The following is a 24,910-nucleotide window of genomic DNA, read 5'->3' on the forward strand; positions in this document are numbered from 1 at the left end:
GCGTGATTACGCTCGCCGCATGAGCGACCCCGCACCGTCCAGCACGCAGCGTCCCGTCTACGTCGTCGGCGGCGGCCCCGGCGGCCTCGCCGTCGCCCACGCGCTGCGCGCCCGGGGCCTGCGGGCGGTCGTCCTGGAGCGCTCGGACCGGGTCGGGGCGTCCTGGCGGGGCCACTACGACCGGCTGCGCCTGCACACCACCCGCCGGCTCTCCGCGCTGCCCGGCCTGCCGATGCCGCGCCGCTTCGGGCGGTGGCCGGCCCGGGCCGACGTGGTGCGCTACCTGGAGAAGTACGCCGAGCACCACCGCCTCGAGGTGGTCACCGGCGTCGAGGTCTTCCGCGTCGAGCGCGCCCCCGACGGCGCCGGCTGGCTGCTGCGCGCCTCCGGCGGGCGGGAGCTGACCGGCGCCGCGGTGGTCGTGGCCACCGGCTACAACCACACCCCGCGGCTGCCGGACTGGCCCGGCCGCGAGACCTGGACCGGCGAGCTGCGGCACGCCGCCGAGTACCGGAACGCGGCGCCCTACGCGGGCCGGGACGTCCTGGTCGTCGGGGCCGGCAACACCGGCGCGGAGATCGCGGTGGACCTGGTGGAGGGCGGCGCGGCGCGGGTACGGCTGTCCGTGCGCACCCCGCCGCACCTGGTACGCCGCTCCACCGCCGGGTGGGCCGCCCAGTGGACCGGCGTCCTGGTGCGCCGGCTGCCGGTCCGCCTGGTCGACCGGCTGGCCCGCCCGCTGGCCCGCCTGAGCGTCCCCGACCTCTCCGCCCAGGGCCTGCCCCGCCCCGCGACCGGCCTGTACAGCAGGGTCGCCGAGGGCGCGATCCCGGTGCAGGACGTCGGCCTGATCGACGCGGTGCGCGCCGGGCGGGTGGAGGTCGTGGCCGCGGTGGCGGCCTTCGAGGCGGACAAGGTCCTCCTGGCCGACGGCACGGCCGTCGCCCCCGACGCGGTCCTGGCGGCCACCGGCTACCGACGCGGCCTGGACGCCCTCGTCTCCCACCTGGACGTCCTGGACGACCGGGGCCACCCCCGCGTACGCGGCCCCCGCACCTCGCCGAACGCCCCCGGCCTCTACTTCACCGGCTACACGAACCCCATCAGCGGCATGCTCCGCGAACTGTCGCGGGACGCCGACCGCATAGCCAGGTCCCTCGCCCGCAGGAACGCCCCGAACATCTCCCGCCTCCCGAGCTGACCGGCGCGGTTCACCCGGGGTGAGGATCCACAGGTCCCCGGCGTCCGGGTCGCCGAAGAGGACGAACAGCTCCGGGGAGTCGGCGGTGCCGCCTATCGTCCAGTGGGTGTCCAGGCCGCAGTCGCCGGCCAGGCGTACGACGATGTCGGCGCGGTGTCCTCCGTGCCACTCCGTCCTGCCGGCGGACCAGGTGCCGGGGCCGGCGCAGACGACGGAGTCGCTGTCCGTCTCGAAGCGGTCGGCCTCGGTCGGCAGGCTCGTCGCCGTGGCGCGACCGCCCGGGCCGAGGTGGAGCACCGCGCCGTGGTCGCCCTGCCAGTCGCCGGTGAGCTGGGCGGCCGTGAGGGCGGGCGGGTGGTAGTCGTCGGCCAGGGCGGCGCCGAGGACCAGGCCCCGCGACGAGCAGGACCGCGGAGGCGCCCGCCGCGCGCAGGTACAGCCCCCACGGCCCCCACCCGCGCCGCCGCGCGAGCGCCAGACCGAGGACGGGGAGCACTCCGGAGCCCGCACCCCAGGGGACGGTGGCCGCCAGGGGCAGGCCCCCGACCGCCGACGCGAGCGCGGCCCCGGCCGTGCCGATCAGCGCCGCGGCGGGCACGATCTGCGCCAGGGCCTGCACGGCCCCCAGGGCGAAGAGGAACGGCGGCGCGAAGAGGAGCAGGCAGAAGAAGCCGGCACCGACGATGCCGCTCTGCCCGTAGTCGTCCCCGCCCGCCGACCGGAACTCCACCACCGGCCACACCAACGGCAACTGCCACCCACAGAGCGCAGCCGCCCGGCTCCACACCCTGTCCCCGTCCCCGCCCATGAACGGGGATCCTACGAGGCCCTCAAATCACCGCCGCCACCGCCCGGCGCGGGTGACCAGGGATGGGCCCCGCTTCAGGCGCTTGCCCGTCAGGGCGGTGGGGTCGACAGCCGGCCGGGCCCTGGTGGCCAGTTGCAACCGCCAGACCTACCCACGGGCCAACGCCGTCACGCGACGTCCTCACCGAAGATGTCGGCGAGTTCCTCGCTGTCGTCAGCCGCCCGCTCCCGCCAGGCCCGCACCGCGGGCGCGGCATCGCGCAGTTGCTGGGCCCGCAGCGCGTGCTCGACGTAAGCCGACGGGTTGCCGCCGGAGGCGGCGCGAGCGTGGGCGACGAGGTCAGCCGGCAGACTGACCGTGATCCGCGTACGTGCGCTCATACGCCAGAGCGTACGCGGGTATGTCGCTGCGGCTTCCGGCTTCCGCGCAACCCCTCAGACCGCCACCGCCACCGCCTCCGGCGTCGCCCGGCGGCGGATGACCAGGGACATCAGGGCCGCCGCCGCGCACAGGGCGCCGGAGGCGTACCAGACGACGTCGTAGGAGCCGAAGACGTCGCGGGCGACGCCGCCGGCGAAGGCGACGACGGCCGCGCCGACCTGGTGGGAGGCGAGCACCCAGCCGAAGACGATCGCGCTGTCGTCGCCGTAGTGCTCGCGGCACAGGGCGAGGGTGGGCGGGACGGTGGCCACCCAGTCCAGGCCGTAGAAGACGATGAAGAAGACCATCGGGACGTGCACGTTCGGGGCGAGCAGCATGGGCAGGAAGAGCAGGGAGACGCCGCGCAGGGCGTAGTAGACGGCCAGCAGGCGGCGGGCCTCGAAGCGGTCGGTGAACCAGCCGGAGGCGACCGTGCCGACCACGTCGAACACCCCGATCACCGCCAGCAGCGACGCGGCGGCCTGGATCGGCATGCCGTGGTCGTGCGCGGCCGGCACGAAGTGGGTCTGGATCAGCCCGTTGGTGGAGGCGCCGCAGATCGCGAAGGCGCCGGCCAGGAGCCAGAACGGGCCGGTGCGCACCGCCCGGGACAGCACCCCGAGCGTGCGCCGGGCGGCGCCGGTGACCGGCGCCGGCTTGGGCACGAACTCCGTGGCGCCGTACGGCTCGACGCCCACGTCCGCCGGGTGGTCGCGCAGCAGCAGCCAGACGAAGGGGACGACGGCGAGGGCGGCCAGCGAGACCGTCACGGCCGCGGGGCGCCAGTCGTGCTTCTCCACGATCCAGGAGAGGAGGGGGAGGAAGATCAGCTGGCCGGAGGCGGAGGCCGCGGTGAGGATGCCGCTGACCAGGCCGCGCCGCTCGGTGAACCACCGGTTCGTCACCGTCGCGGCGAAGGCCAGCGCCATGGACCCCGAGCCGAGGCCGACCAGCAGGCCCCAGCAGAGGATCAGCTGCCAGGCGGAGTCCATCCACACCGTCAGGCCCGAGCCGAGCGCGATGACGGTGAGCGCGACCGCGACCACCCGCCGGATGCCGAAGCGGTCCATCAGCGCCGCCGCGAAGGGCGCCGTGAGCCCGTACAGGGCGAGGTTGACGGAGACGGCGGCGCCGATCGTGCCGCGCGACCAGTCGAACTCCTCGTGCAGCGGGTCGATGAGCAGGCCGGGCACGGACCGGAAGGCCGCCGCGCCGATGATCGTCACGAAGGCGACGGCGGCGACGAACCAGGCGCGGTGCACCCGGGTGCGGCGGGCGGGCGGCGTGTCTGCGGGCTGCGGTGCGGCGGCGGGCGCCGTCTCGGTCGTCTGGGTCACGAGAGGAGCTTCGCGAATTCCGGGGCCCCGAACGAGTGGCCCGGTGGACACCCTTCGCTAGGATCGGGCCATGGACTCCCGCCCGCACCGCGTCGTCGTCCTCGCCCTGGACGGCGTCCTGCCCTTCGAACTCGCCATTCCCCAGCGCATCTTCGGCATGGCCCGGGACGAGCGGGGCCGCCCGCTGTACGAGGTCGTCACCTGCTCGGTCCGCCCGCCGGGCCCCGTCCGCACCGACGCCGACTTCGCGGTCCTGGTCGGCCACGGCCCCGAGGCCCTGGCCACCGCCGACACCGTGGTCGTGCCCGCCTCCGACGAACTGGGCCCGGCCCTGGGGGAGGGCCGCCTGACCGACGAGCTGACCGCCGCGCTGGCCCGGATCAGGCCCGGCACCCGGCTCGTGGCCGTCTGCACCGGCGGCTACGTGCTGGCCGCCGCGGGGCTCCTCGACGGCCGCCCGGCCACCACGCACTGGGCCTACGCCGAGCACTTCCAGCAGCTCTTCCCCGCCGTGCGGGTCGACGCCGACGTGCTGTTCGTGGACGACGGCGACGTGCTCACCTCGGCCGGCGTCGCGGCCGGCGTCGACCTGTGCGTGCACATCGTGCGCCGCGACCACGGCACCGGCGTCGCCAACGACGTGGCCCGCCGCACCGTCGTGCCGCCGCACCGGGACGGCGGGCAGGCGCAGTACATCGAGCGGCCGGTGCCCGACCCGCGCCAGTCGTCCACCACGCGGGCCCGCGCCTGGGCCCTGGCCCGCCTCCACGAGCCCATCCAGCTGCGGGACATGGCCGCGCAGGAGGCCATGTCGGTACGGACCTTCACGCGCCGCTTCCGCGAGGAGTCCGGCCTCAGCCCCGGGCAGTGGCTCACCCAGCAGCGCGTGGAACGGGCCCGGCACCTGCTGGAGTCGACCGGCCTCTCCGTGGACCGGGTGGCCCGCGACGCCGGCTTCGGCACCGCCCAGTCGATGCGGCAGCACCTCCAGGGGGTGCTGGGGGTGACCCCGACCGCCTACCGGCGCACCTTCCGGGCGGGCGACGCGGTGTCCACAGGCTGTGGAGAGTGAGGCGGCCCGGAGGACCGGGCCCGGGAGAACGGGGCCGACGGCGCGGCGCCGCCCGCTCCGTACATCCGCCCCGGAGCCCGGCGCCGCCCGCCGCCGCGTCACGACCCACACTCGCCGAGGGCTTCCGTCACGAGCCCTCGACGTCCCCTCGCGGCGAATCGCTGGCTCCAAGCGTGCGGAACCGGCCATCAACCGTCAACCGGGCGACGGGCTTTCACCCCCGTGGCCCCCGGCGTGCACGGCACGCGCACGGAAGCACACCCGGCGCACGGAGCCGAAACCCGGCGGTCGCCCGATCCGCTCAGACCGCCTCGAAGGCCAGCCCCTCGTACGCCTGGTACGCCGCGTCCTCGGCGGTGCAGGCCGGCCCGGCCGCCTCACGCCCGGCGCAGCGGTCCAGTTCGCACCAGATGCGCTTGCCGGTGCCCTCCCGGCTCCAGCCCCAGCGGTCGGCGAGGCCGTCGACCAGGGCCAGGCCCCGCCCGCCGGTCGCGTCGCCGTCCACGCAGCGCGGCACCGGGGCGCGGTCGCTGGCGTCGTCCACCTCCAGGCGGACCGTCGCCTCCGCGTCCCCCTCGGCCACCGTGTCCGGCAGCACCAGGCGCAGCACGGCCGAACAGCCGGTGTGCACCACGGCGTTGGTGACGAGCTCGGACACCAGCAGGATCAGCGTCTCGGCCAGCGGCTCGTCGGCCCCTATGCCCGAGCCGGCCAGCCGTGACCGCGCCCACTTGCGGGCCCGCCCCACCTCAGCGGGATCGGCCCGGACCTCCAGCTGCACTTGAAGCACCTGCACCGCTCACACCATCCGAACCGGCGGACACCAAGGCTCACGCCTCATGAGGGCCACGATCGTAGCCATTTCTTCGACGCCATTACTTCGACGGCCGGTCAACGGCCGGGCAGGGGTCACGCACCGTGTCCCCTGGTGAGACAGCATGGTTGACCTACAGTCACCCCAACAAGCGCTTCGGGCATATTCCCGCGCGAAGGAGTACCTGTGCGGCATACTGTGCGACGCTCGCCGCGACGCCGGGGACCACTCGCATCCTCCACAAGGTACCGGAGCCGGACCCGGACCCCGGGCCGTGACGGCCGGTCACTCGGACACAACCCGGTATCGAACCGCCGCGACTCTCCGTGATAATCGCTCCCCAAAACTTCGCCACGATCCGCGACTTCCGGGGGCGGCGCCACGCGTCGGGCCGCTACTCGGGAACGGTGAAGTACCGGGCGAAGGCCGGCACGATCTCCGCCTCCCCCACCTTGCCGTCCGCGTCCGTGTCCAGGCCCGCGGCCACCGTCCCGGCGACCTCCTCGGGCACGCCCAGCGCGGTGAGGACGCGCTCGGTGGCCTCGATCGTGGCGGCGCCGTCGCCGTCGTCGTCGGCCACGACCAGGGCGGCGTGCAGGAACGGGCGGGCGATCTCGGCGAAGCGCTCGGGGTTGTCGCGCAGCCGCTTGACCGCCGCGGTGACGAACTCCTCGCGGGTGATGCGCTGGTCGCCGTCGCGGTCCGCGATGCCGGCCATGCCCTGCCAGAGCGCCTCGGCGCCGCCGTACAGCGCCTGGCCCTTGTCGGAGCGGGCGGTGGCGCCGAACTCGGCGAGCACCGCCTTGGCGGCGGCGCTGAAGTCACCGCGGTCGATGTAGCCGTTGCCGTCCTGGTCGAAGGTGGCGAACCGCGCGGCGATCCTCTGTTCGTACTCGCTGCTGACCATGGTTGCTGGGCCGCCTCACGTTGACGTCGGTGGGTCGTTGCGCACGGAGCGTACGACGCCCCGGCCGGCACGGGCAGGCGCTGCGCGGGGCACGGGGGAGCGCTACGCGGAGAGCGGGCGGGAGTCGTCGCCGGTGGCCGAGGCGAGGTCGGGGTGGACGTCGAAGAGGCGGCGCACGCCCAGCGCACCGAGCACGCGGTTGACGTGGGAGCCGTCGACGGCCCCCTGGGCCGGCAGTATCAGCCGCAGCTCGCCCTGGCAGGAGCGGATCAGCCGCCGCGAGGCGATGAGCACGCCGACGCCGCTGGAGTCGCAGAAGAGGACGTCCGAGAGGTCCAGGACCACGCTGTGCCGCCCCTCGGCGACGGCGTCGTGCACATGCTGCCGCAGCGCGGGGGACGTCACCAGATCGAGTTCGCCGGAGACCTGGAGCACGGTCCATTCGCCCTGCTCACCGCCGGTCACATTGAACGTCACCACCATGCCCTTCATCCGGAGGCCAAGCCTTCGCTTGGGCGCGCGCCTGCCCAGCGGCCGTGCCCGCAAACACCCGGCCGGAAACGGGGCGCGCCCGGAAACGGCTTGTTCGAAACCGTTTCGAACTTGTTCGATCGAATCCGGCCGCACACTGGAGGGAAGTGTCACGGGCGATCCGCCGGGGGCGCACATTGGCACAAAGGGGCGTACGCCGTCGGACGTGCCGACTACATTCGGGGGCACCGGAACCGCAGGCCGCGGGAGCCGGGCCGGGCGGCGGGAGCGGGAGGGGTCGGGGCGCATGACGACGGGCGACGCACCGCGGCGCTGGGACCGCACCATGCGGCGCCGCCTCGCGCGCGGGGAGGCCGCCGCCCTCGGCGAGCTGTACGACCACTACGGCTCCCTGGTGCACGGCCTCGCCCACCGCGTCCTCGACGACGAGCAGGCCGCCGACCGCGTCACCCGCGAGGTGTTCGCGCACGTCTGGGAGCACGCCGACGCCTACGACCCCGCGCGGGAGCCGCTGCGCACCTGGCTCGCCGCCCTGACCAACCGGCTCGCCGTGCGGCGGCTGCGCGCCACGGAGACGGCCGCCCTCGCCCTCGGCGGACCCGGCAGCAGCGAGGACCTCGAGCGCAAGGTGCGGCACGCCACGGTCACCGCCCGCGCCGACTACATCGTGCAGGCCATGCCCGCCCCGCTGCGCGCCGCCCTGGAGCTGGCCTACTTCCAGCGCCGCGACTACCGCCAGACCGCCGCCGACCTGAGCGTCACGGAGGACGAGGCGCGACGCCGGCTCCGCCTGGGCCTCCAGCTCCTCGCCACCGCCCGCACCCCGCCGCCGGATCCCGGGGCCGCGCCGTGACGCCGGAGCACCAGCGGCTGGCCTCGCTCCTCGGGGCCTGGGCGCTGGCCGCCTGCGCGCCCGAGGAGGCGCGGGCCGTGGAGGCGCACCTCCCGGGCTGCGAGGAGTGCGCCGAGGAGGCGGTGCGGCTGCGCGAGGCCGTCGGGCTGCTCCAGCGCCCGGACAGCCTCGACCTGGACCCGGCGCTGCGCACCCGCGTCCTGGCGGACTGCCTGGAGCGGCGCCCGCCGCGCATCCCGGTGCCCGCCTGGACCACCCCGTACGACGCCGAGACCGCCCGCCTGGACGCCCTGCTCCAGGACATCGGGGACGCCGAGTGGCACGCCCCGGTGCGGCTGCGCTGGTTCGAGGCCGGCGGCGCGGCGAGCCGCCGTACCACCGTCGCCGGGGTCATCGCGCACCTGCTGTCGGTGGACGGCCTGGTCGCCCTCGCCCTCGGCCTGCCCGACCCGCTGGGCGCCGCGCCCGCCCCCGTGCCCTCGCCCGTCCCCGCGGGCCGCACCGAGGCGTACTGGCGGGCCGCGCGGCGACCGCCGACCCGCCTGGTGCGCCGGCCCTGGCGCGCGCAGAGCCACGACATCGTCCGCACCTCCGCCTTCACCGGCGGCAGCGGCGGCCTGCCGGTGGACTACGGCGACTTCGCGCTGCCGCTGCGGGACGCGCTGACCGACCGGGCCTTCGAGTGCTGGGTGCACGGGGAGGACATCGCCCAGGCGGTCGACTACCCCTACGAGCCGCCCGCCCCGCGCCACCTCAACGGCATGATCGACCTCGCGGCGCGGCTGCTCCCGGACGTCCTGGCGGCCCGGCGGCGCCGGCCGGCCGTGGCCGGCGGCCCCGGCCGCAGCCTGCGCCTGGAGATCGAGGGCTCGGGCGGCGGCGAGTGGCTGATCCCGCTGGACCCCGGCGCCGCGGCCGTCGCCGACCGGCAGGTGGCGCACATAGCGCTGGACGGCGTGGAGTTCTGCCGCCTCGCCGCGGGGCACGTGCCCCCGGAGGAGGCCGCCGCCGGGGCCGGCGGCGACCGGGAGGCGATCCGCGAGGTGCTGTTCGCGGCGGCGTCGCTGAGCCGGATGTAGCCGGGGAGCGCTACGCGAAGACCACCGTGCGGCGGCCGTTGAGCAGGATCCGCCGCTCCGCGTGCCACTTCACCGCCCGCGCCAGCGCCTGGCACTCCACGTCCCGGCCCACCGCGACCAGCTGGTCGGGGGTGACGTCGTGGCCCACCCGCTCGACCTCCTGCTCGATGATCGGGCCCTCGTCGAGGTCGGCCGTCACATAGTGCGCGGTCGCGCCGATCAGCTTCACGCCCCGGGCGTGCGCCTGGTGGTACGGCTTGGCGCCCTTGAAGCTCGGCAGGAAGGAGTGGTGGATGTTGATGATGCGCCCGCTCAGCTGCTTGCACAGGTCGTCGGAGATGACCTGCATGTAGCGGGCGAGCACCACCAGCTCGACGTCCGCCTCGCGCACGATCTCCAGGAGCCGCGCCTCGGCCTCCGCCTTGGTGTCCTTGGTCACCGGGATGTGGTGGAAGGGGATGTCATAGGAGCCCACCAGCTCGGCGAAGTCGGTGTGATTGGACACCACCGCCGCGATCTCGACCGGCAGCGCGCCGATCCGGGCCCGGAACAGCAGGTCGTTCAGGCAGTGCCCGAACCGGCTGACCATGAGGACGATCCGCATCCGCTCGTCGGCCCGGTGGATCTGCCACTCCATCTGGAAGGCGTCCCCGATCGCCGCGAAGCTCGCGCGCAGCTTGTCCACGGTGACCGGCGCCTCGCCGGTGAAGTGGACCCGCATGAAGAACAGCCCGGTGTCGTGGTCGCCGAACTGCTGGCTGTCCTCGATGTTGCAGCCGGTCATGAACAGGTAGCTCGACACGGCGTGCACGATGCCCTGCTTGTCGGGGCAGGACAGGGTGAGGACGTACTGGTCGGCCGGGGCGGCGGCGGGAGCGGACTGCGCGTTCATGCAGCACAGGGTCCCACACCCGGCCCCCCGCGCCGGGGCCGTCCCGTCAGGCGGACCGGGTCCCGTCAGGCGGACCGGGTCAGGATGCGCAGCAGCTCCAGGCTGCGCGGCTCGGTGTCCGGGTCCTCCCCGTCGCCGGTCGCGAGCCGCACGTGCGCGTCCCGCGCCGCCCGCACCGCCTCCGGCCAGTCCGCGTGCTCCAGGTAGGCGGCGACCGGCGCGTCCGGGCCGACCTGGTGCATGATCCGCAGCACCCGCAGCACGGCGGTGTCCACCAGCGCCGCCTCCTGCGAGTCGCGGAAGACGGTGCCGACGTACTTGTCGGCCGACCAGTGGTCCAGCCAGGTGTCCTCCACCAGCCGGTACACCGCGTCGGTGACGTCCCCGTACCCCTCCGCGCCGGCCAGCCAGACGCCGCGCTGGAAGTCGGGCGCGGAGAGCATGTGCAGCGCGGAGCGCACCTGGCTGCGCCAGCGCCACCACGGCATGTCGTTGAGTGGCATGCCGCCCATGGTGGAGGAGCGACGGCCGCGACGGGAAGAGTTCTCCGAACCTTGCACGGTCGTCGATCGTACGTTCCCCTCATGCCGCGTCCCACCGCCCCCCGCAATTCACCCCCGCGTCACCCGGTGTCGACCCGTGATCACCGAGCGGTTGGCCGGGCGGCGCGAGGGTGCGGGACATGACCGGCCGGCGACGCCTCCGCACCAGCCCCCACGGGACCACCCGCACCGCCGTACTGACCGCCGGCGCCCTGGCGGCGTGCGCGGCGCTGACCGCCGGATGCGGTGTCGTGCCCGGTACCTCGGGGGGTGCCGGGGACGGCACCGTCACCGTGATGACCTGGGCGCCGGAGAACACGGGCACCACCGACAAGCCCGGCATGCCGGCCTTCGCCCGCGCCTACGCCCGCTGGATCAACGCCCACGGCGGCCTCGGTGGCCGCAAGCTGACCATCCTGACCTGCGACGACCGCAACGACGGCGTGGCCGCCGCGAAGTGCGCCCGGCAGGCCGTGGAGGCGGACGCGGTCGCGGTCGTCGGCTCCTACAGCCAGCACGCCGAATCCTTCCTGCCCGTCCTGGAGAGCGCCGGCATCCCCTACATCGGCGGCTACGGCATCACCGACGCCGAGTTCACCAGCCCGCTCTCCTACCCGGTCAACGGCGGCCAGCCCGCCCTCCTCGCCGGCCTCGGCGGCGCGCTCGCGGCGAACTGCGGCCCGGTCGCCCTGGTACGCCCCGACACCATCGCCGGCGACCAGCTGCCGGCGCTGCTCGACTCGGGGCTCGCCGCGAACGGCGCCGGCGCGGCCCGCGACCAGCGGGCGGCCGAGGACGCCACCGCCTACGACCGGCAGGCCGAGCGGGCCCTGACCGAGGTCACCGGCGGCTCCGGGAAGCGCGGGTGCGTGGTCCCCGTCCTCGGCGACCGCACCCGCATCTTCATGGACTCCTTCCGCCGGGTCCGCGACCGGTTCCCGCAGGTCCGCACGGCGACCGTGCTCGGCAGCGTCGACCAGACCCTGATCAACGCCTCCGGCGGCGCCTCGGGCCCCTACGAGGGCGCCTACGTCACCGGCTGGTACCCGGCGGAGAGCGACCCGGGCTGGGACGGGATGAAGCAGGTGATCAAGGAGGAGGCGTTCGGGGACACCCGGATCGACGCGGCGGACGCCGGGGTGCAGACCACCTACATCGCCTACACCGTGCTGAAGGAGGCCGTGGCGTCCCTCGGCACCGGCGAGGTGACCGCGCGCCGCCTGGTCCGGGCCCTGGACGACGGCGCCCCGATCCGCACCGGCGGGCTCACCCCGCCGCTGCGCTGGAGCTTCCAGGCGGAGCTTGCGTCGGCCGGCTTCCCGCGCCTGGTCAACCCCGAGGTCACGCTCCAGGTGGTGCGGGGCGGCCGGCTGGTGTCGGCCCGGACCGGCGCCGTCGACACCACCGGGTTCCTGGAGCACGCGGACCTCGGCTGAGCCGGCGGTCCGGCCCGGTCAGAGCCGGGTGGGCGGGCGCTCAGAGCTGGGTGGGCGGGCGCTCGGTGAGGCCGTAGCGCTTGGCGATGCCGTTCCACAGGCCGCTGGCGCGGGTCTTCTCCTTGCTCGCCGTGCCGCTGGCCCGGTTGCCGGCCTGCGTCTGGCCGGTGACCTTGGCCTGGCCCTTGCGGCAGCCGCCCTTGCCGGCCGTCTGGTCGGCCCAGGCCGCGTAGTGGTTGTCGGCGGACGCGGACGCCTGCCACGCCTTGGTGAGGGCCTGCGTCAGCTCCGTGTGGTTCGGCAGCTTGTCCACGGACAGCTTGGAGAGGCTGGTGACCAGGCCCGCGCGCTGCCCGGCCGCGTCGCGCAGGTCCTTGGCGGCGCCGGACAGGCTGTCGCAGCCCTTCACGTCGCTCACGGCCTTGATCACGGCGGCGCGGCTGCTGCCGCTGTCGGCCAGCAGCTTGTCGAGCGCCACGGCCTGCTCCCGCACCGGGTCCGGGGCGGCCGACGCGGACGCCGACGGCTCCTGGGAGGCCGGGGCCGAGACGGAGGGGCTGCTCGCGCCGTCCTTGGCGTCGTCGTCCCCGCCCCCGCCGGCCAGCAGCGCGCCCGCGCCGATCCCGACGACGGCGATGCCGACCCCGATGGCCGCGATCAGCGGCAGCCGCGAACGGGACCGCCCGCCGCGGTCGTCCCGGCCGCCGCCGCCATGGCCACCGTGGTCGTCGTAGCCGCCGTACCCTCCGCCGCCACCCGCGCCCTGCGGGCCGTAGGGGGACGGGGACCCCTGCGGGGCGTCGTCGAAGCGGGGCATCTGCTGGGTCGAGGAGGCCGGCCCCTCGGGGCCCGGGCCGGTGCGGAAGAGGTTGTCGAACTCGGCCGGGGGCTGGCGTTCCGCGTCCCCCGCGGGCACGGGCGGGATGTACTGGGTCGCGTCGGCGTCGGGGTGGTGGGGCTGGGGCTGGGGCTGGGCGTACTGCTGGGTGGCGGGTCTCTCAGGGGGCAGGACGCCGCCCGGGGTGGGACCTGGGGGTATGTGGGGTATGTACTGCGTCGCGCCCTCGTCCGCGGCCGGGGGGACCGGCGGGAGGTACTGGGTGGCGCCCTCGTCGGCCGGGTTCGCCGGGTGCTGATAGGGCGTCTGGGGGTGGGACGTCTGCGGGTACGGGCCCGGGTAGCCGTACGCCGGCTGGGCGCCGTAGGAGGGCGTGGCGCCGTAGGTGCCGTACCCGGGGTCAGGAGCGGCGCCGTAGGGGTCGGGGGTGCCGTACTGCGGGGCGGGGGTGCCATAGGCGGACCCCGGGCCGGGTGTGCCGTACGCGGAGGGCTGCTGGGACTGCTCCGGCGGCAGCGGGCCGGGGCCCGCCTGCGGCGGGGTGGGGGCGGCGGCGGGCGGCCACGCCTGGGCGTCGGGCGGGGTGGGCCAGCTCTGGCCGGGGTGGCCGGTCTGGTCGGGTGCCGGGTGCTGCCGGCGCTCCGGGCCCCACGGCTGGTCCCATGCCTGGGCGCCGGGCGGCGCCGAGGCGGGCGCGGGGCGTCCGTCCCGGGGGCCGCCGGACGGGCCGGGCAGCAGGGGCTCGCCACCGTCCGAGGGCAGCACGATGCCTTCGCGCGCGGGCCGCGCCGACGGCTCCTCGCCCTGTCCGCTCTGCGTCACCGGGACTCCTACCAATGGGGGACCTTCGGAAATCAACGGCTCACGCTACCGGGTGCCCCGAGCCCCCTGCCACGCCGACCGCCCCACCTCCCGTCCACCGGACTCCCGTTGTCCACCCGTTCACCCGGGCCCGCCCCTTTCGTTCACGCCGTCCACGCCGTTCACGCCGCCGCGCCCAGGTCGAGGCGGGCGCCGAACTCCCGGACCACCGTCTCCTCCCGGTACGGCTCAAGGCGGGCCTGGAAGTCCTCCAGATACTCGGCGCCGCGGTCCGAGCGCAGGCCGTTCAGCAGCTCCACCGCCTGCACCGCGGTGTGGCAGGCGGCCTCCAGCTCGCGCTGCTGGACCTGGGCGGTGGCCAGCAGCACATGGCCGATGGCCCGTCGGCGGGCCTTCGCGGCGGGCAGCCCGTCCAGCGCCTCCCGCGCGCACCGGGCGGCGGCGTCGGCCTCCCCGAGGTCGCGGTGGCAGTGCGCCAACTCGTCGGCCAGGTAGGCCCGGTCGAAGTGCCGGATCCAGTCCGGGTCGTCGCCGGAGGCCGGGTCGGCCGCCTCCAGGGCGCTCACCGCGCGCCCCGCCGCCGTGTGCGCGGCCCGCACGTCGCCGAGCAGCGCGTGGCCACGGGCCTCGGCGGCGTGGAACATCGCCTCCGCGCGCGGGGTCACCCGGCCCCGGGCGCCCTCCTGCGCGGCCCGCGCCAACTGGGCGATCTCCCGCGGGTTCCCGAGCTGCGCGGCCAGGTGGCTCATGGAGGCGGCCAGCACGTAGCCGCCATAAGCACGGTCGCCGGCGGCCTGGGCCAGGCGCAGCGACTGGATGTAGTAGCGCTGGGCGAGGCCCGGTTGGCCGGTGTCCACGGCCATGTACCCGGCCAGTTCCGTCAGCCGGGCCACCGCGGCGAACAACTCCCGCCCGATCGCCTCCCGGTAGGAGCCGGCCAGCAGCCCGGAGACCACGCTGTTGAGGTAGTGCACGACGACGGGGCGCACGTGCCCGCTGCCGAACTGGTGGTCCAGGTCGACCAGCGCCTGCGTCATCGACCGCACCGCCGCCACGTCCGAGGGGCCCACCCGGGGCCCCGCCGAGCGGGACACCTGCGGGTCGGGCGCGGAGATCAGCCAGTCCCGGCTGGGCTCGACCAGCGCGGACGCGGCGACCGAGGAGCCGGAGAGGAAGTCCCGCCGCCCCACGTCGCTGCGCCACAGCTCGCAGACCTGCTCGATGGCCCCGAGGACCGTCGGGGAGAACTGCAGGCCGACGCCCGAGGCGAGGTTCTTGCCGTTGGCCATGCCGATCTCGTCGATCGTGACCGCGCGGCCCAGCTTGCGTCCGAGCGCCTCGGCGATGATCGCCGGTGCCCGGCCGCGCGGCTGCTGGCCGCGCAGCCAGCGGGCCACCGAGGTCTTGTCGTAGCGCAGGTCGAGGCCGTGCTCGACACCGCACACGTTGACCCGGCGGGCCAGGCCCGCGTTGGAGCAGCCCGCTTCCTGGATGAGCGCCTGCAGCCGTTCGTTCGGCTGCCGCGCGACGAGTGGCCTCGCGGCCATGGCGTACCCCCATGCTGTCTCGGCGGAACGAGGATCCTGCCGGGAAGATCAATGCCCAGCCGGAGTGCCGACAATGCGAGCCTTACGGGGGTAACGCCCGATCTTGCCCCCCAGGGCTGGTTACCCCGCCCGGGCGGCGAATCCTCCCGCGCGCCCCCGCCCGTGCACCCGTGCGCCCTGGGCCGGGGCGCGGTGCTCCTCCCCCGCGATGCCCGTAACCCGTGGTGGGGGCGGGAGTTGAGATCCACGTGGAAGACACCATCGAGCGGCGTGGCACGTCGCTGCTGCAGGCCGCCGTCCGCTATGCCGAGGAACGCGGGTGGGACGTGGCCGCCGGCACGTGGACCGACGTCGTGGACGGGGACCTGCGGTGCTCGTGCGGGGAGGGCGCCTGCCTCTCGCCGGGGGCGCATGCCGTGCGGGGTGACTGGGCCGCTTCGGCGGTGGGCGGGGCGAGTGCGGTGCGGCGGCTGTGGGAGGAGCGTCCCGGCGCCGGGATCCTGTTGCCGACCGGGCGGAGCTTCGACGTGGTGGAGGTGCCGGAGGCGGCGGGGTTCCTGGCGTTGGCCCGGCTGGAGCGGGTGGGGGTGGCGTTGGGGCCGGTTCTGCTGGCGCCGGATCGGGTGATGCGGTTCTTCGTGTCGCCGGGGGCCGCGGGGAAGGTGCCCTCGTCGTTGCGGGTGCTGGGGGAAGGGGCGTATGTGGTGGCGCCGCCTACGCGGGTGGGGGTGCGGGGGGTCGTGCAGTGGGTTCGCCGGCCGACCGCGGTGAATCGGTGGCTGCCGGATGCGGGGGAGTTGGCGGGGGCGTTGGTGTATGCGGTGGGGGCGTCTCGGTAGCACCCCGTGGCGGAGCCGCACGTCAGCCCAGTCCCGCGCCCCCGAAGAAGCGACATCTCCTGCACGTACGCTGCGACGTGACGGAGGGAGATGTGGTGGATGGTGCGGCCGTACGTGTGCGGGGGCTCTGGAAGCGGTTCGGGGAGCAGGTGGCCGTCGGGGGGATCGACCTCGAGCTGCCCGCCGGGAAGTTCATCGGGCTGGTCGGGCCCAACGGGGCCGGGAAGACCACCACGCTGTCCATGGTGACCGGGTTGCTGCGGCCCGATCAGGGGTCCGTCGAGGTCGTCGGGCACGACGTGTGGCGGGATCCGGCGGCGGTGAAGGCCCGGATCGGGGTGCTGCCCGAGGGGCTGCGGATGTTCGAGCGGCTGTCGGGGCGGGAACTGCTCGGCTACACCGGGCGGCTGCGGGGGCTGCCCGGGGGTGAGGTCGACAAGCGGGCCGGGCAGCTGCTCGACGTCCTCGATCTGGCCGGGGCCCAGCACAAGCTGGTCGTGGACTACTCGACCGGGATGCGGAAGAAGATCGGGCTGGCCGCCGCGCTGCTGCACAATCCCGAAGTGCTGTTCCTGGACGAGCCGTTCGAGGGCGTCGACCCGGTCTCCGCGCAGACCATCCGGGGGGTGCTGGAGCGCTACACCGCCTCCGGCGCCACCGTCGTCTTCTCCTCCCACGTGATGGAGCTGGTGGAGTCGCTGTGCGACTGGGTGGCCGTGATGGCCGGCGGGCGCATCCGGGCCACCGGCACGCTGGGTGAGGTGCGCGGGGCGGCGGCCTCGTTGCAGGAGGCGTTCCTGGAGCTGGTCGGCGCGGGCGGCCGGGGGGCCGGGAGCGACCTGGACTGGCTGGGCGGTGGGGCCCGGTGACCGCCCTCTCGGCCTCGGCGACGGCGGAGCCCGTCACCGGCGTCACGGGCGTCACCGGCGTCTTCGTGCGGCTGAAGCTGTCGCTGCTGCGCAACGGGCTGCGGCAGTCCGCCGGGCGGCGGGTCGCCTGGATCGTCTCGGCGGTCGTCGTGCTGCTCGTGACCGCGCTCCAGCTCCTCGGGCTGGTCGCGCTGCGCGGGCACGCCCACGCCGACGCCCTGGTGGTGCTGCTCGCGGCGGTGCTCGGGCTCGGCTGGGCGGTGCTGCCGCTGTTCTTCCCCAGCGGCGACGAGACGCTCGACCCGACCCGCCTGGTGATGCTGCCGCTGCGGCCCCGGCCGCTGGTGCGGGCGCTGCTCACGGCCTCCCTGGTGGGGATCGGGCCGCTGTTCACGGTGTGCCTGTTCGCCGGTTCCGTCGTCACGCTCGCGCACGGCGCGGGGGCCTGGGCGGTGGGGGTGGTGGGCGTCGGGCTCGGGGTGCTGGTGTGCGTGAGCCTCGCCCGGGCCGTCGCCGCGGCCAACGTCCGGCTGCTGACCAGCCGCAGGGGCCGCGACCTCGCGGTGCTGAGCGGGCTGGTCGTCGCGGTCGGGGCCCAGCTGGTCAACTTCGGCGCGCAGCGGCTCGGCAGCGCCGGGCTCGGGCAGCTCGACCCGGTGGCCGACGTGCTGCGCTGGGTGCCGCCGGCCTCCGCGCTCGGCGCGGTCGACGCGGCGAGCGACGGGGCGTACGGGGTCGCGGTGGCGCAGCTCGCGGTGACGGCGGCGGGGCTCGGGCTGCTGCTGCGGGCGTGGTCCCGGCAGCTGGACCGGCTGATGACCTCCCCCGACGGGTCGACCCTCCAGGCGGCCGAGGGGCGGCCCGGGCGGGAGCGCGGCTCCTCGGGGCTCGCCCGGCTGCTGCCCGCCGGACGCACCGGCACCGTGATGGAGCGCAGCCTGCGCTACGCCTGGCGGGACCCCAAGACCAAGGCGGCCTGGATCACCTCGCTCGCCATCGGCCTGCTCGTGCCGGTGTTCAACGCCTGGCAGGGCACCGGCTCGGTCTACTTCGCCTGCTTCGCCGCCGGGATGCTCGGCACGCAGATGTACAACCAGTTCGGCCAGGACACCTCCGCCTTCTGGATGGTGGCGCTGACCATCTCCTCGCCGCGGGACGCCTACGTGGAGCTGCGCGGGCGGGCCCTGGCCCTGCTCCTGGTGACCCTGCCCTACGCCACCGCCGTCACCGTCCTGACCACCGCGCTGCTCGGCGACTGGCGGACGCTGCCCGAGGTGCTCGGCCTGTCCTTCGCGGTCCTCGGCGCGATGCTGGCGACCGGGGCGTGGGCGTCGGCGCGCTTCCCGTACTCCATCCCGCAGGACGGGCACAAGAACGTGGCGCCGGGGCAGGCGGGGCTCGCCTGGCTGGCGATCGTCGGCGGGATGGGCGCCGCGGCCCTGCTGTGCGCGCCGGTGATCGGGCTCGACGTCTGGCTGAACACCGGGGTGGGCGGCGGCTGGGACGCGCTGCTGCTGCCGGTCGGCGCGGTCTACGGGGCGGCGCTGACGCTGCTCGGGCTGCGGCTGGCGGCGCCGCGGGTGGCGGACCGGCTGCCGGAGATCCTCGGGGCGGTCAGCAAGGGGTGACGCCTGGCCAGGGGGGCGGCCCGGGTCAGCGCTCGGCGTCGAGGGCCTCGGCGCCGAGGGAGTCCAGGAACGGCTCGACCGCCGCCCGCCACGCCTCCGGCTGGTCGTAATGGACGAGGTGCCCGGCGTCGGCGACCTCCGCATACCGGCCGCGGGGCAGCACCCGGACCATCTCCTGGGCCTCGGCGCGGCCCAGCTCGCCGTCGAGGCCGCGCACCACGAGGGTGGGGCAGCGGACCTGGGCCAGCTCCTCCCAGTGGGCGTCCTGCACCCACGTCTCGCGGGAGTCCAGCATCCGCTCCGGGTCGAAGACCGGACGCCAGCCGTCGGGGGACTCGGCCATCACCTCGGCGTAGAACTCCCCGCGGGCGGGGCTGGGGCGCTCCACCCAGGGGTCGTCCTCGCCGAACCAGCGGCGGACGTCGGCGAGGGTGGCGAAGGGCACCGGCCAGGCGCGGAACCAGTCGGCCCACTCGCGCTGCGAGGCGGCGCCCAGCGGGGAGGCCCGCATGTCGCAGACGACCAGGCCGCGCACCAGGTCGGGGCGTCTGGCGGCGAGCTGCCAGGCGGTCAGCGCGCCCATGGCGTGCCCGACCAGGACGGTGGGGCCGAGGCCGAGCTGGGTGAGGGCCGCCTCGGCGTCCGCCACGTACGCCTCGCGGGTGTACGCGCCGGGCGGGGGCTGGTCGCTGCGGCCGTGGCCGCGCTGGTCGAGGGCGACGGCGCGGTGGCGGGCGGAGAGCCAGCGGGCGGTGGCGGCCCAGTGGGAGGCGCGGCCCATCAGGCCGTGCAGTAACAGCACGCTGGGCGGGGCGTCGGCGCCGTCCCGCCCGGACTCCCGGCCCGTCTCACGGTCGGTCTCCCGGCCGGTCTTGAGGGGGTCGCCGAACTCCCAGGCGGCCAGGCGCACCCCGCCCGCCCCTGTCACGTCGATACGCCGCGCCATCGCTCCTGGCACCCCCAGACTCGCCTGCCTACCGCTTCGCAGAGTATCGAATCTCTATTCGAAAACGCCGTCCCGGATCACAACACCCCTCGTTCGAGTGACACCGGGTCGGGATTGACCGCCGCCTCCGAGGGGAGACCTTGAACGGGAGGCGGACCGCTCGGGGAAAAGGGGTCCGACGGGACTGACCTTGAGAGCTCGGGGCTCCAGGTCAGCACAGGGGAGGACAGGCCCCGGCGCCCCAGGGCGCCGGGGCCCTCCACGTCTCCGCGGTCGCCTCACCCGCACACCCCCTCCGATGCCGTCCCCGTCCCCCCGGACGCACAGCCTGGCACGCGCGGGGCCCGAGCGCTGCGATTCGCGTCACGTCACTGAACGCCGGACACATCCGTGTCCGACGCCCCGTCACCGCCCCGGCCGGGACAGCCCGTTCGGCGCTCAGCGCTTAGGGCTCAGCGCTTGGCGACGAACACGTGTGAGGCGACCTCGGATTCCAGCTCGGCCGCCTCGCCGCCGCTGCCCACCAGGACACCGCCCGCCGACTCCGTCACGCTCACCACCGAGCCGGGCTGCACGCCCGCCCGGCGCAGCGTGTACATCAGCTGGGCGTCGGTCTGGATGGGCTCGCCGATGCGGCGCACCACCACGTTCTTCCCCTCCACGCCCGGGTCGAGGTCGGCCAGCGAGACCATGCCCTCGTCCAGGAAGGGGTGCGCCCCGTCCGGCTCGCCCAGCTCCTCCAGGCCCGGGATCGGGTTGCCGTAGGGCGACTCGGTCGGGTGGCGCAGCAGCTCCAGGACGCGGCGCTCGACGGCCTCGCTCATCACGTGCTCCCAGCGGCACGCCTCGGCGTGCACCTGCTCCCACTCCAGGCCGATCACATCGACCAGCAGGCACTCGGCGAGCCGGTGCTTGCGCATCACCCGGGTGGCGAGGCGGCGGCCCTCGTCGGTCAGCTCCAGGTGCCGGTCGGCCGCCACGGACACCAGGCCGTCGCGCTCCATCCGCGCCACCGTCTGGCTGACCGTGGGCCCGCTCTGGTCGAGCCGCTCGGCGATCCGGGCGCGCATGGGGACCACACCTTCCTCTTCCAGCTCGAGGATGGTGCGGAGGTACATCTCCGTGGTGTCGATCAGTCCGGACATACGTGCCCCTCGTCGAGATCTGCCGGAGGCCGCAACCCGCCGGCGCGTGCGCTGGCCCTGCAACAATTCTGACGCATACCGCTGACAACCGTGCCGGGGCGCCGTGAACCCGCCGCTCCCGCACGGCTCACCCGTCCCCCGGGGCCGTATTGACACCGTACTGGTCCAGACCGCACCGTGATCCGCGACGCAGGCCACACCGAAGGCGCAGGCCACACCGAAGGGGTCCCCGAATGAGCGACCGCAAGCCGGCCGGGCAGTTCCTCGACGCGGCGATGGAGCTGCTGCGGCGCGTGCGCGACGAGGAGGCCGAGGCCGTCGAGGCGGCCGGCGCGCTGCTCGCCGACACCGTCGAGCGCGGGGGCCGGCTCTTCGCCTTCGGCGCCGGGCACTCCTCGCTGCCCGCCCAGGACGTCGTCTACCGCGCCGGCGGCCTCGCCCTGATGAACCTGCTCGCCGTGCCCGGCGTCGTCGGCGTCGACGTCACGCCCGCCACCCTCGGCTCCGCCCTGGAGCGCGTGGACGGCCTCGCCGCCGCCGTCCTGGACACCTCGCCGCTGCGGGCCGGCGACGTCCTGGTGATCGTCTCCCTGTCCGGGCGCAACGCGCTGCCCGTCGAGATGGCCCTCAACGCCCGCGCCCTCGGCGTCAAGGTGATCGGCGTGACCTCGGTCGCGTACGCCACCGAGACCCGGTCGCGGCACACCTCCGGCACCTTCCTCAAGGACCACTGCGACGTCGTCCTCGACTCCAAGATCGCCGTCGGCGACGCCGAACTCACCCACGACGGCGTGCCCGCGCCCTTCGCACCCGCCTCCACCGTCGTCACCAGCGCGCTGATGCAGGCCGTGCTCGCCACCACGGCCGGGCTGCTCGCCGACCGGGGCGCCGACGTGCCGCTGCTGCGCTCGGGCAACGTCGACGGCGGCCACGACTGGAACGGGCGGATCATGGACGACTACGCCGACCGGATCTTCTACCGCCGCTGACCGGGCACGCGGTCGCCGCCCGGACCGCCCTCCGCCAGATCCAGGGCGCCGGCGATCCGGGCCGCCACATCCTCCGCGTACATCGCGTCCGCGCGCTCGAAGGCGCTGCGCCCGGCGCCCCGCAGGAAGGTCACCACCCCCAGGGTGCGGCCCCGGCTGCGCAGCACCGCGCACAGGGCGTGCACCGCGTCCTCCGGCCACTGCCGCCCCGCCGCCCACTCCCGCAGCCGCCCGGCAGGCGCCTCCCGCACCCCCACCCCGGCGCCGGTCCGCACCGACGCCGCCCGCTCCACGCACTGCACCGCCGGATGCCCCGGCCCGTACCGCACCGGCAGCCCCGCCGCGCCCGACGGCACGCAGGGGCCCGGCGCCCCCGAGGGCGTCGCCGCGATCCGCACCAGGCGCACCGGCTCCGCGTCCTCGGCGCCCTCCTCGGGCAGCTCGCCGGCCACCCGGTCGAGCAGCGCGTGGTCGGCGAACCCGGCCAGCGCGAAGTCCAGGTGGACGCCGACCGCCTCCGCCGGGTCCTCACACTCCGCCGCCGCCCGCGCCGCCCGGTGCAGCTGCTGCGCCCGGAACCGCAGCAGCGCCCCCTCCTGCTCGGCCTGCCGCGCCTCGGTCACGTCCAGGAACAGCCAGCCCACGCCCAGCGGCACCGGCTCCTCCGCCAGCGGCGACGACAGCCGCACGAAGCCGCTGCGCCAGCACCGGCGCCGCTCGCCGCCCGCCTCGTCCCGCACCCGGACCCACACCTCGGCCGGCGCGGGCGGGGCGCCCTGGGCCAGCACGTGCGTCAGCGCGTTCTCCAGCTCCTCCGCGCCCTGCGCGAGCAGCTCGCCCAGCGGACGCCCGAGCACCGAGGCGCGCCCGGCGCCCAGCGCGCGGGCCGCGTGCGCGTTGACCACCGCGGGCCGCAGGTCGGCGTCGACGAGCACCACGCCCCAGCTGGCGTCCTCAAGGAGCGCCTCGCTCAGCGCGATGGACCGCTCCAGGTCGATCTGCGCGTGCACCTCGCTGAAGGCGCAGTACACCCCCGCCGGAGCGCCGTCCCTCCCCCGCACCGCCGCCGACTGCGTCCGCACCAGCACCCGGCCGCCGCCCTTGGTCAGCAGCGCGAACTCGTGCACCTGCCGCCCCGGCGCCCGCATCGCCGACAGCAGCCGCTCCTCCACCGCCCCGGCGTCCGCGCTGCGCACCGCCCAGCCGGCCAGCCCCTTGCGGCCCACCGCCTCGGCGGCGCTCCAGCCGAGGATGCGCTCCGCCTCCCGGTTCCAGTGCGTGAGCACACCGTCCGCGTCGAAGGCGCACAGCGCCGCGTCCATGCCCTCCAGGAGCGCGGCCAGCAGGTCCGCGCCCTCCCGCTCGGGCGGCCCGGGCCCGTCAGGACCCAGCTCGTCGGTGGCTCCGCCACGCCGGGAAGCACTCACCTGGTCCCCCTGCACACTGCGTCCGCCCTGCGGCGCCGCTCCACCCACCGGCCGTTCACCCACTGGCCCTCATTCAACTCGAACGTGACACAGAGCACACCGGGTTCCCACCACTTCAGGGAAAACCCCGCATCGCCGGAACCGGCATACGCCCCCGTCATCACCGCTCCCGGGCGTCGTCCGCGAGCCGCAGGTCCACCCACTCCTCCCGCTCCCCGTCCAGCACGTACCGCTCCCGCTCCACGAACCCGCGCCCCACCGCGAACCGCAGCCCCTCCGTATTGGCCGCCAGCACCACGGTCTCCACGACCCGCTCGTCGCCGCCGTTCGTCCACCGCTGTTCCTGCGCCATGGGCGAAACGGTAGGTGACCAGCGCGAACGCGTCCATGGGCGGACGCTGGAAGATCGACTCGCAATCACCGGGGAAAACCGATTGATCCCGCGCCGGACGGTTCTTAGGGTGGGGGTACACGAGAAGGGAGGTGGTTCGGCAGATGTATGACAACCGGACGCGTGAGGTGACTGCGGGCTAGCGGCCCGTCACCCCATTCAGTGCGGTGCCGGACCCGTGCGTGACAGATGCGTACAGCCGGCCCAATCCCAACAGCAGTCACCCGACCCGCGAGTCGCCGGTACGTCCGGCCGGCTCCTCCTCTGGAGGAACCCGACTCGCGGGTCGTCTGCGTGTGCGGGCCCCGGTCAGGGGGTGATCGTGGCGTAGCCCTCGATGTCGTGCGGGGTGCGGGTGCCGGGGCCGGTGTAGCGGGCCGAGGGGCGGACCAGGCGGCCGGTGCGCTTCTGCTCCAGGATGTGGGCCGACCAGCCGGCCGTGCGGGCGCAGGTGAACATCGAGGTGAACATGTGGGCCGGGACCTCGGCGAAGTCGAGCATGATGGCGGCCCAGAACTCGACGTTGGTGGCGAGGACGCGGTCGGGGCGGCGGTTGTGCAGCTCCTCCAGGGCGGCCTTCTCCAGCGCCTCGGCGACCTCGAAGCGCGGGGCGCCCAGTTCGCGGGCGGTGCGGCGCAGGACGCGGGCGCGGGGGTCCTCGGCGCGGTAGACGCGGTGGCCGAAGCCCATGAGGCGCTCGCCGGCGTCCAGGGTCTTCTTGACGTACGCCGTGGCGTCGCCGGTGCGCTCGATCTCCTCGATCATGCCGAGGACCCGCGAAGGGGCGCCGCCGTGCAGCGGGCCGGACATGGCGCCGACGGCCCCGGAGAGGGCGGCGGCGACGTCGGCGCCGGTGGAGGCGATGACGCGGGCGGTGAAGGTGGAGGCGTTCATGCCGTGCTCGGCGGCGGAGGTCCAGTAGGCGTCGACGGCGGCGACGTGCTTGGGGTCGGGCTCGCCGCGCCAGCGGATCATGAAGCGCTCGACGATGGACTGGGCCTTGTCGATCTCGCGCTGCGGCACCATGGGCAGGCCCTGGCCGCGGGCCGACTGGGCGACGTAGGACAGGGCCATGACGGCGGCGCGGGCGAGGTCCTCGCGGGCCTCCTCGGCGCCGATGTCCAGGAGGGGCTTTAGGCCCCAGACCGGGGCCAGCATGGCCAGGGCCGACTGGACGTCCACGCGGATGTCGCCGGAGTGGACCGGGATCGGGAAGGGCTCGGCGGCGGGCAGTCCGGGGTTGAAGGCGCCGTCGACCAGCAGGCCCCAGACGTTGCCGAAGGACACCTTGCCGACCAGGTCCTCGATGTCGACGCCCCGATAGCGCAGGGCGCCGCCCTCCTTGTCGGGTTCGGCGATCTCCGTCTCGAACGCGACGACTCCTTCGAGCCCGGGTACGAAGTCGGACATCAGGCGGCTCCTCGTGGTCGTGAGTGGTCGTGCGGGGTGGTGCGGGGTCGTGCTGTGCGGCGCCCTGTGCGGAGGGCGGGGCGGCCCCGTGGCTCCGCGGTCGCGTCCCCGACGCGCGGTCCCGGTGGTCGTCGCCCCGGTGATGCCCCGTACGGCCGCCGGTCATCCGGCCGGGACGGGACCAGCACGATATCCCCGGGTGCCAC

At 75.2% G+C, this 24,910-nt stretch carries 23 protein-coding genes; 9 read left to right on the forward strand and 14 right to left on the reverse strand.

The window, feature by feature from the left end:
• Nucleotides 1-19 precede the first annotated feature (19 nt).
• Nucleotides 20-1,201 carry a flavin-containing monooxygenase gene (locus ACGFZL_RS14755; RefSeq protein WP_393691654.1) on the forward strand — a complete coding sequence of 394 codons (1,182 nt, stop codon included), beginning with the start codon at nt 20-22 and terminating at the stop codon, nt 1,199-1,201.
• A gap of 975 nt (nt 1,202-2,176) precedes the next feature.
• Here the strand turns inward: ACGFZL_RS14755 and ACGFZL_RS14760 are convergent.
• Together ACGFZL_RS14760 and ACGFZL_RS14765 are read right to left on the reverse strand one after the other, a co-directional pair.
• Nucleotides 2,177-2,389 (reverse strand): type II toxin-antitoxin system CcdA family antitoxin, encoded by a 213-nt coding sequence (locus ACGFZL_RS14760; protein ID WP_393691656.1) that lies wholly within the window; start codon nt 2,387-2,389, stop codon nt 2,177-2,179.
• A 54-nt stretch (nt 2,390-2,443) separates the two neighbouring features.
• Entirely contained in the window at nt 2,444-3,766 is a 1,323-nt protein-coding gene (locus ACGFZL_RS14765; protein ID WP_393691658.1) for an MFS transporter, read from the reverse strand.
• A gap of 70 nt (nt 3,767-3,836) precedes the next feature.
• Between ACGFZL_RS14765 and ACGFZL_RS14770 the strand changes: the two genes are divergently transcribed.
• The gene (locus ACGFZL_RS14770) at nt 3,837-4,838 is read left to right on the forward strand and encodes a GlxA family transcriptional regulator (protein ID WP_393691660.1); all 1,002 of its coding nucleotides are present in this window, start codon (nt 3,837-3,839) and stop codon (nt 4,836-4,838) included.
• A gap of 301 nt (nt 4,839-5,139) precedes the next feature.
• On the opposite strand, the gene ACGFZL_RS14775 is transcribed toward ACGFZL_RS14770, so the two are convergent.
• From ACGFZL_RS14775 to ACGFZL_RS14785, 3 genes are all read right to left on the reverse strand, one after another.
• Nucleotides 5,140-5,619 (reverse strand): ATP-binding protein, encoded by a 480-nt coding sequence (locus ACGFZL_RS14775; RefSeq protein ID WP_355172660.1) that lies wholly within the window; start codon nt 5,617-5,619, stop codon nt 5,140-5,142.
• A gap of 427 nt (nt 5,620-6,046) precedes the next feature.
• A complete protein-coding gene (locus tag ACGFZL_RS14780; protein ID WP_393691662.1) occupies nt 6,047-6,559 on the reverse strand; it encodes an EF-hand domain-containing protein in 513 nt (170 codons plus the stop codon).
• Between the two features lie 102 nt (nt 6,560-6,661).
• The gene (locus tag ACGFZL_RS14785; RefSeq protein ID WP_355172662.1) at nt 6,662-7,042 is read right to left on the reverse strand and encodes an STAS domain-containing protein; all 381 of its coding nucleotides are present in this window, start codon (nt 7,040-7,042) and stop codon (nt 6,662-6,664) included.
• Nucleotides 7,043-7,337: 295 nt separating this feature from the next.
• Between ACGFZL_RS14785 and ACGFZL_RS14790 the strand changes: the two genes are divergently transcribed.
• A complete protein-coding gene (locus ACGFZL_RS14790) occupies nt 7,338-7,904 on the forward strand; it encodes a sigma-70 family RNA polymerase sigma factor (protein ID WP_393691664.1) in 567 nt (188 codons plus the stop codon).
• Nucleotides 7,901-8,983 carry a maleylpyruvate isomerase N-terminal domain-containing protein gene (locus tag ACGFZL_RS14795; RefSeq protein WP_393691666.1) on the forward strand — a complete coding sequence of 361 codons (1,083 nt, stop codon included), beginning with the start codon at nt 7,901-7,903 and terminating at the stop codon, nt 8,981-8,983. Before ACGFZL_RS14790 ends, ACGFZL_RS14795 begins: the two co-directional genes overlap by 4 nt.
• Before the next feature lie 10 nt (nt 8,984-8,993).
• On the opposite strand, the gene purU is transcribed toward ACGFZL_RS14795, so the two are convergent.
• Both purU and ACGFZL_RS14805 read right to left on the reverse strand, forming a co-directional pair.
• A complete protein-coding gene (gene purU, locus ACGFZL_RS14800; RefSeq protein WP_355172214.1) occupies nt 8,994-9,875 on the reverse strand; it encodes a formyltetrahydrofolate deformylase in 882 nt (293 codons plus the stop codon).
• A 65-nt stretch (nt 9,876-9,940) separates the two neighbouring features.
• A complete protein-coding gene (locus ACGFZL_RS14805) occupies nt 9,941-10,387 on the reverse strand; it encodes an SCO4402 family protein (protein ID WP_355172216.1) in 447 nt (148 codons plus the stop codon).
• 170 nt (nt 10,388-10,557) lie between these two features.
• Here ACGFZL_RS14805 and ACGFZL_RS14810 point away from each other — a divergent pair, with 170 nt between their 5' ends.
• Nucleotides 10,558-11,853, forward strand: coding sequence for an ABC transporter substrate-binding protein (locus ACGFZL_RS14810; protein WP_393691669.1), 1,296 nt, complete (start codon nt 10,558-10,560; stop codon nt 11,851-11,853).
• Nucleotides 11,854-11,893: 40 nt separating this feature from the next.
• On the opposite strand, the gene ACGFZL_RS14815 is transcribed toward ACGFZL_RS14810, so the two are convergent.
• Together ACGFZL_RS14815 and ACGFZL_RS14820 are read right to left on the reverse strand one after the other, a co-directional pair.
• Nucleotides 11,894-13,513 carry a hypothetical protein gene (locus ACGFZL_RS14815; protein ID WP_393691671.1) on the reverse strand — a complete coding sequence of 540 codons (1,620 nt, stop codon included), beginning with the start codon at nt 13,511-13,513 and terminating at the stop codon, nt 11,894-11,896.
• 161 nt (nt 13,514-13,674) lie between these two features.
• A complete protein-coding gene (locus tag ACGFZL_RS14820; RefSeq protein WP_393691673.1) occupies nt 13,675-15,060 on the reverse strand; it encodes a transcriptional regulator in 1,386 nt (461 codons plus the stop codon).
• 248 nt (nt 15,061-15,308) lie between these two features.
• Between ACGFZL_RS14820 and ACGFZL_RS14825 the strand changes: the two genes are divergently transcribed.
• The 3 genes from ACGFZL_RS14825 to ACGFZL_RS14835 all read left to right on the forward strand — a co-directional run bounded on the left by ACGFZL_RS14825 (nt 15,309) and on the right by ACGFZL_RS14835 (nt 18,396).
• Nucleotides 15,309-15,899 carry a bifunctional DNA primase/polymerase gene (locus ACGFZL_RS14825; RefSeq protein WP_393691675.1) on the forward strand — a complete coding sequence of 197 codons (591 nt, stop codon included), beginning with the start codon at nt 15,309-15,311 and terminating at the stop codon, nt 15,897-15,899.
• Between the two features lie 77 nt (nt 15,900-15,976).
• Nucleotides 15,977-16,768: an ABC transporter ATP-binding protein gene (locus ACGFZL_RS14830; RefSeq protein ID WP_393691677.1), complete on the forward strand. Its 792-nt coding sequence runs from the start codon at nt 15,977-15,979 to the stop codon at nt 16,766-16,768.
• Complete coding sequence (locus tag ACGFZL_RS14835; RefSeq protein WP_393691679.1) at nt 16,765-18,396, forward strand: transporter; 1,632 nt, start codon at nt 16,765-16,767, stop codon at nt 18,394-18,396. The genes ACGFZL_RS14830 and ACGFZL_RS14835 overlap by 4 nt, the downstream gene beginning before the upstream one ends.
• 25 nt (nt 18,397-18,421) lie before the next feature.
• Here ACGFZL_RS14835 and ACGFZL_RS14840 read toward each other — a convergent pair whose 3' ends face one another.
• Together ACGFZL_RS14840 and ACGFZL_RS14845 are read right to left on the reverse strand one after the other, a co-directional pair.
• A complete protein-coding gene (locus tag ACGFZL_RS14840) occupies nt 18,422-19,342 on the reverse strand; it encodes an alpha/beta fold hydrolase (protein ID WP_393691681.1) in 921 nt (306 codons plus the stop codon).
• Nucleotides 19,343-19,794: 452 nt separating this feature from the next.
• Nucleotides 19,795-20,487, reverse strand: a complete 693-nt coding sequence (locus ACGFZL_RS14845; RefSeq protein ID WP_355172232.1) for a metal-dependent transcriptional regulator — start codon at nt 20,485-20,487, stop codon at nt 19,795-19,797.
• 233 nt (nt 20,488-20,720) lie between these two features.
• Between ACGFZL_RS14845 and ACGFZL_RS14850 the strand changes: the two genes are divergently transcribed.
• Nucleotides 20,721-21,476 carry an SIS domain-containing protein gene (locus tag ACGFZL_RS14850; RefSeq protein WP_393691683.1) on the forward strand — a complete coding sequence of 252 codons (756 nt, stop codon included), beginning with the start codon at nt 20,721-20,723 and terminating at the stop codon, nt 21,474-21,476.
• Here ACGFZL_RS14850 and ACGFZL_RS14855 read toward each other — a convergent pair.
• The 3 genes from ACGFZL_RS14855 to ACGFZL_RS14865 all read right to left on the reverse strand — a co-directional run bounded on the left by ACGFZL_RS14855 (nt 21,464) and on the right by ACGFZL_RS14865 (nt 24,704).
• On the reverse strand, nt 21,464-22,903 hold the full coding sequence (locus ACGFZL_RS14855; protein ID WP_355172236.1) for a PAS domain-containing protein: 1,440 nt from the start codon (nt 22,901-22,903) through the stop codon (nt 21,464-21,466). The two genes, ACGFZL_RS14850 and ACGFZL_RS14855, sit on opposite strands and share 13 nt — an antisense overlap.
• 160 nt (nt 22,904-23,063) lie before the next feature.
• Nucleotides 23,064-23,255: a hypothetical protein gene (locus ACGFZL_RS14860; RefSeq protein ID WP_393691686.1), complete on the reverse strand. Its 192-nt coding sequence runs from the start codon at nt 23,253-23,255 to the stop codon at nt 23,064-23,066.
• Nucleotides 23,256-23,603: 348 nt separating this feature from the next.
• Nucleotides 23,604-24,704, reverse strand: coding sequence for a citrate synthase 2 (locus ACGFZL_RS14865; RefSeq protein WP_355172242.1), 1,101 nt, complete (start codon nt 24,702-24,704; stop codon nt 23,604-23,606).
• Between the last annotated feature and the right edge of the window lie 206 nt (nt 24,705-24,910).

Origin of the sequence: Streptomyces sp. NPDC048182, from assembly GCF_043202555.1 — a bacterium.
Lineage (GTDB): Bacteria > Actinomycetota > Actinomycetes > Streptomycetales > Streptomycetaceae > Streptomyces.